Below are 5724 nucleotides of genomic sequence, written 5' to 3' on the forward strand. Positions count from 1 at the left end.
CGCGCGACCTCGTCAAGCAGATGTCGGGCGGCCACCGCCTGGCGCTGGCCGCCCGACATCTGCTTGACGAGGTCGCGCGGACGGGTCTCGGACTTCAATTCGGCGAAGAGCTGGCCGGCACGCTTGTACATCGAGGCATAGTCGAGGATCCGGAACGGCCCGACGCCGCGCCGCAACTCACGGCCGAGATAGACATTGGCGGCGGCAGTCAGATTGTTGCAGAGCGCAAGGTCCTGGTGGACGATCTCGATGCCGTGCTGGCGGGCTTCCGCCGGCTTGTGCAGGATCAATTCCTTGCCGTCCATGTGCATGGTGCCATGGCTCGGGCGGAAATTGCCAGCGATCATCTTGACCAGCGTCGACTTGCCGGCGCCGTTGTCGCCCATCAGGCCGACCACCTGTCCGGGCTCGATCGACAGCGAAACGTCGTTGACGGCCTGGATGGCGCCGAAATGCCTTGAGATGTTGGTGAGTTCGAGAACCGCCACCAGCCTTTGCCTCCCCGTGCTTTGCGACCTGCAGCTGTTACCGGCGTGGATGCCGACGCTGCTTTGGCCTCGCTCTCCCCGGCTCCTCCCGAAGACGGCGTTAGCGTTCTTTTACGCAAAAGCCGGCGCACGTCAATCAATTGTCGGACGAATTGGGCCAGGACTATTTTAAAAATCCGTTTTGTAGGACAAATAGCATTGACGTTGGCGCCAAGCCGATATTAGCTAAGCGTCGGAGGAGATTATGCCGATCCCCGCTGGCGGTCGCCGGCCGGAATTGGCGGAGGTTTGACGGTCCAGGATCCGGCGGCACCTGTGTGTGAGCTGATCTGAAGCCGAATCTGGAAATGCTTATCGATCTGTCCTGGCGACACGAGCGCTCGCGAAACGACCCTCGGTCATCACGCATCCGGTCGATCTGTATGGCGGGCACGCCGTGTCCGTTTGTTTCAAGGGAGGACTGACATGAGGAAAACACTTTTGCTCGCCGCCGTCGCCGCCATGGCGTTGGGTGCCGGGCCGGCTTTGGCCAAGAAACAGCTCGTCATTGTCGTGAAAGGTCTCGACAATCCGTTCTTCGAGGCCATCCACCAGGGCTGCGAGAAATGGAACAAGGAAAACGCCAGCTCGGAATATGAATGCTTCTACACCGGTCCGGCGTCGACTTCGGACGAGGCCGGCGAGGCGCAGATCGTCCAGGACATGCTGAGCAAGGCCGACACGGTGGCGATGGCGATCTCGCCGTCCAACGCGCCGCTGATCGCGCAGACGATCAAGAGTGCCAATCCGTCGATCCCGATCATGACGGTCGATGCCGATCTCAGCAAGGAAGACGCAGGTCTTCGCAAGACCTATCTCGGTACCGACAATTACCTGATGGGCAAGAAGATCGGCGAGTACATCAAGAAGGGCAAGCCGAATGGTGGCACGATCTGCACCATCGAAGGCAACCCGGCAGCCGACAACATCCTGCGCCGTGCGCAAGGCATGCGTGACGCACTGTCGGGCAAGGAGGGCCTCGCCGCACTTGCCGGTGAAGGTGGCTGGACCGAAGTCGCCGGCTGCCCGGTGTTCACCAACGACGATGGCGCCAAGGGCGTGCAGGCGATGACCGACATCCTCGCCGCCAACCCCAAGCTGGACGCCTTCGGCATCATGGGCGGTTGGCCGCTGTTCGGCGCGCCGCAGCCCTATCGCGATCTGTTCGGACCGCTCAAGGACCGGATCGCCAGCAACGACTTCGTCATCGGCGCTGCCGACACGATCGGCGACGAGATTGCGATCGCTCGTGACGGCCTTGTAACGGCTCTGGTCGGCCAGCGGCCGTTCGAAATGGGCTACAAGGCACCGTCGGTGATGATCGACCTGATCGAAGGCAAGGCGGTCGCCGATCCGGTGTTCACCGGCCTCGACGAGTGCACCAAGGATACGGTCGACACCTGCATCCAGAAGTAGGTTCTCGATTTCGGGGCGCCCGGCTGCGGGCGCCCCGTCATTCCTGGACGGAAGCGATAATTCCCGAACGGACGCAATGGTTGGGGCAACCGGCTCCGGCTTTGCTGCGCCCGTGATCTGGATTTTTCGGCAACGAGATCGGCGCCCGTGCGGTTCGGACCAGTCCGGACGACAGACGGTCGACGCATTGGAACGTGGATGCCGGACGAGAAGTCAAGCAAGCGAACCGACCGGGCCAAGGCACAAGCCAGCCACGGCCCGGCTGTCATGCGCAAGGCCGGTGCCGCGCATTTTGCGGGAGCGAGCGTCCATGTCTCGCTGGCCGGCGAGATCGGCCTGCGGATCGTGCGTGGCGACTATCCGCCCGGCACCATCCTGCCCAACGAGTCCAGATGGGCCGAGATCTTCAATGTCAGCCGTTCGGCGGTGCGCGAAGCCATCAAGATGCTGATGGCGAAAAGCCTGTTGGCCTCACGCCCCAAGATCGGCAGCTGGGTCGAGCCGAAGGAGCGCTGGAACCTGCTCGACCGCGACGTGCTGGCCTGGTACGCGACGGCGCCCGACCGCGAGGCGTTCCTGCGAACCGTGCAGGAGTTTCGTCATATCATCGAGCCGGAAGCATCGGCCTTTGCAGCCATACGGCGCAGTGACGAGCAAATGGCGGAAATCAGCCAGGCCTGCCGCGAGATGGGCGAAGCCTTGAGCCTGCAGGAGCGTATCCGCGCCGATACGCGCTTTCATCTGGCCATCCTGCGCGCCTCCGGCAACGACCTTCTGGTGCCGCTCGGCGTGCTGATCGAGTCGGCGCTCGACCATCTTTTCGCATTCACGACACAGCAGGTCGCCGATCAGCGCCAGGCGCAGAAGCTGCATGAGGCGATCGAAAAGAACATCCGCCTGCAGCGCCCGGCCGCCGCGCGCAACGCCGTGCACAAGCTGCTTGCGGATACCGATGAAGGGATCGGGCGCTGGAGGCGGTGATCGGCGCCTGCGTTGGGCAATCGGTTAAATGGTCTGCTTCTTGCCATCCTTCATCGGCATCAGGTCGACGCCGTTCACCTTCCCGATATGCGTTGCCAGCATCGGTACGAATTGCTCGGCCGGGCCGGTTGCGTGGGCACCGGCGAAGGCGTTCTTGGTGGCGTTGCCGAGCGGGTTGGCAATGCCGGCCGCACCCGCCATCGATTCCAGATAGGTCAGGTCCTTGAAGGCGTTGGCGATGGTGAATTTGTGCGCGTCGCGGTCACCTTCCAGCGTCCAGCGCATGAAGGTCTGGTAGAAGCCGCAATCCATGCGGCCATTGCGGATGACGCTGTCGAAGCGCGGCGGCGAGATGCCGACCTTCTCAGCCAGTGCCAGTGCCTCGGAATAGATCGCGGCGTAGCCGAGCGAGATGAAATTGTTGAGCAGCTTCATGCGATGGCCATCGCCGGTGTCGCCGATATGGACGATGCGGCCGGCCCAGGTTTCGATTACCGGTTTCACCCTGGCAAAGAGGGTGTCCGGCGCGCCGACCATGGCGTCGAGTGTGCCTTCCCAGGCTTCCTTCGGCGTGCGGCTGAGCGGTGCGTCGACAAAATCGATGCCGAGCGCCTTGAGTTCAGCGGCAAGCGCAATGGTCGAGACGGGGTCGGAGGTCGAGCAGTCGACGACGACGGAACCTTTCTTCAAACCCTCCTTGAGGCCGCCCGGGCCGCGAATGATGGCTTCGACCTCGCGCGAACCGGTGACGCAGATGAAGACGATTGTCGATGCCGCCGCCACATCGCGCGAGGTCGATGCTTCGGTGGCGCCGCGGCCAAGCAGGTCTTCCGCCGGCTTGCGGTTCTTGCGGCCGAGAAAGGTCAGGCTGTAGCCCTTGTCGACGATGTTCTTGGCGATCCCGTGGCCCATCAGGCCAAGCCCGATGAAGCCGATCTTTTCGCTCGCGGCAGTCGTGTTCATGTCTTCAAGTCCTGTTGCAATGATTGATGTCAGGCGCTGCCGTTTTGCAGGCGAGGGTGGTTGCGGATGGCGATATTGTCTGACAATACACATAAATTCCTGAGGATGTGGAGAGCAAAATGACGAAGCGGATCATGTTCACCGGCGGCAGCGGCAAGGCCGGACGCCATGTCGTCCAGTATCTGGTCGAGCAAGGCTGCCAGGTGCTCAACATCGACACCAGGCCGCTCGACAACCCCAAGGTGCGCACGCTGATCACCGACATCACCGACAGCGGGCAGGTGTTCAACGCACTGTCGAGCTATATGGGCCTGCATGAATTCGACCCCTCGCTGCGTCCGCAGCCGGTCGATGCGGTGGTGCATTTCGCCGCCATCCCGCGCATCATGATCACCACCGACAACGAGGTGTTCCGCATCAATGCGCTCGGCACCTACAATGTCATCGAGGCGGCAGTTAAGCTCGGTATCCGAAAGGTAATCATCGCCTCCAGCGAGACCACCTATGGGCTGGTCTTCGCCAACGAGCCGCGCGATCCAAAATATTTCCCGCTCGACGAGGAGTATGACGTCGATCCGATGGACAGCTATGCCTTGTCCAAGGTCGTCAACGAGAAGACGGCGCGGGCCTTCGCGCAGCGCAACGGCACCGACATTTATGCCCTGCGCATCGGCAACGTCATCGAGCCGCACGAACATTCGCTGTTTCCGAAATGGTTCGCCGATCCGGGTTTCCGCAAGCGCATCGCCTGGAGCTATGTCGACGCGCGCGACCTTGGCCAGATCACGCTGCGCGCCATAGAGAAGGACGGGCTCGGCTATCAGGTGTTCAACGCGGCCAATGACGACACCTCGTCCGACCTGCCGACAGCCGAACTCTTGAAGCGGTTCTACCCCGGCGTGCCGGTCAAGGCCGAACTCGGCGAATACGAGACGCTGCTCTCCAACCGCAAGGCGCGTGACGTGCTGGGCTTCCGCCCGGAGCATAGCTGGCGCAAATACGTCAAGCAGGCCTAGGCATGTCGACACTCAGGTGATGCCGGCCTGCGAATGACGGCTTTCTGCGCTTCCGCCTTCGCCGGCCGAAGCACTTATGAGTGGTCGTGGCAGTCAAGGCTACGGCCGGCGTAGGCCGATGCTCACGTACCCAAAAGTACGCTGCGCTCCGGTTCTCGAAATCCGTCATTCTCGGCTCGGCCTGACCTGAATATCGACATGCCAATCAAGCGGCGGATCGGGGCTGATCTGTGCACAGCGGGCAGCTTTGCGATGCAAGCCGCTTGCTGCGCTTGACAGCCTGCTTAATACGGACTTTCTGGACCCCATGCGGGACGCGAAGCCGAACAAGGAAAAATCGTTGGGGAAAGCGGCCTCCGGGGACCGTCCGGGCGGCGTTCGCCGGGCGGACGCCGCGCGTATTCCCGGCTCCAGCGTCCACGCCTCGCTGGCCAGTGAAATCGGCCTCAGGATCGTGCGCGGCGATTATCCGCCTGGCACCATCCTGCCCAATGAAGCGAAATGGTCGGAGACCTTCAGCGTCAGCCGCTCGGCGGTGCGCGAAGCGATCAAGATGCTGATGGCCAAGAGCCTTTTGGCCTCACGTCCCAAGATCGGCAGCTGGGTCGAGCCGAAGGAACGCTGGAACCTGCTCGATCGCGATGTGCTGGCCTGGTACGCGACGTCGCCGGACCGCGAAGTGTTCCTCAAGACGGTGCAGGAATTCCGCCATATCATCGAGCCGGAAGCGACCGCGTTCGCCGCGATGCGAAGAACCGACGAGCAGATGGCCGAGATCAGCCTGGCCTGCCGTGAGATGGGCGCGGCGACGAGCCTGCAGG

6 protein-coding genes are annotated in these 5724 nt (G+C 62.5%); 4 read left to right on the forward strand and 2 right to left on the reverse strand.

Features of this window, described 5'->3' with window-relative positions; translation table 11 throughout:
• Window positions 1-488 (reverse strand): ATP-binding cassette domain-containing protein (locus EN884_RS23165; protein WP_164895116.1); only part of this gene is annotated, 488 nt, incomplete at its 3' end.
• Window positions 489-953: 465 nt separating this feature from the next.
• Between EN884_RS23165 and EN884_RS23170 the strand changes: the two genes are divergently transcribed.
• Window positions 954-1943 (forward strand): sugar-binding protein, encoded by a 990-nt coding sequence (locus EN884_RS23170; RefSeq protein ID WP_013530855.1) that lies wholly within the window; start codon window positions 954-956, stop codon window positions 1941-1943.
• Between the two features lie 198 nt (window positions 1944-2141).
• Window positions 2142-2924, forward strand: coding sequence for a FadR/GntR family transcriptional regulator (locus EN884_RS23175; protein ID WP_013530856.1), 783 nt, complete (start codon window positions 2142-2144; stop codon window positions 2922-2924).
• A gap of 24 nt (window positions 2925-2948) precedes the next feature.
• On the opposite strand, the gene EN884_RS23180 is transcribed toward EN884_RS23175, so the two are convergent.
• A complete protein-coding gene (locus EN884_RS23180) occupies window positions 2949-3887 on the reverse strand; it encodes an NAD(P)-dependent oxidoreductase (RefSeq protein WP_063168519.1) in 939 nt (312 codons plus the stop codon).
• Between the two features lie 119 nt (window positions 3888-4006).
• Here EN884_RS23180 and EN884_RS23185 point away from each other — a divergent pair, with 119 nt between their 5' ends.
• Together EN884_RS23185 and EN884_RS23190 are read left to right on the forward strand one after the other, a co-directional pair.
• On the forward strand, window positions 4007-4903 hold the full coding sequence (locus tag EN884_RS23185; protein ID WP_063168518.1) for an NAD(P)-dependent oxidoreductase: 897 nt from the start codon (window positions 4007-4009) through the stop codon (window positions 4901-4903).
• 307 nt (window positions 4904-5210) lie between these two features.
• Window positions 5211-5724 (forward strand): GntR family transcriptional regulator (locus EN884_RS23190; protein ID WP_164895117.1); only part of this gene is annotated, 514 nt, incomplete at its 3' end.

The organism is Mesorhizobium sp. M7A.F.Ca.AU.001.01.1.1 (assembly GCF_004022735.1).
Classification (GTDB): domain Bacteria; phylum Pseudomonadota; class Alphaproteobacteria; order Rhizobiales; family Rhizobiaceae; genus Mesorhizobium; species Mesorhizobium ciceri.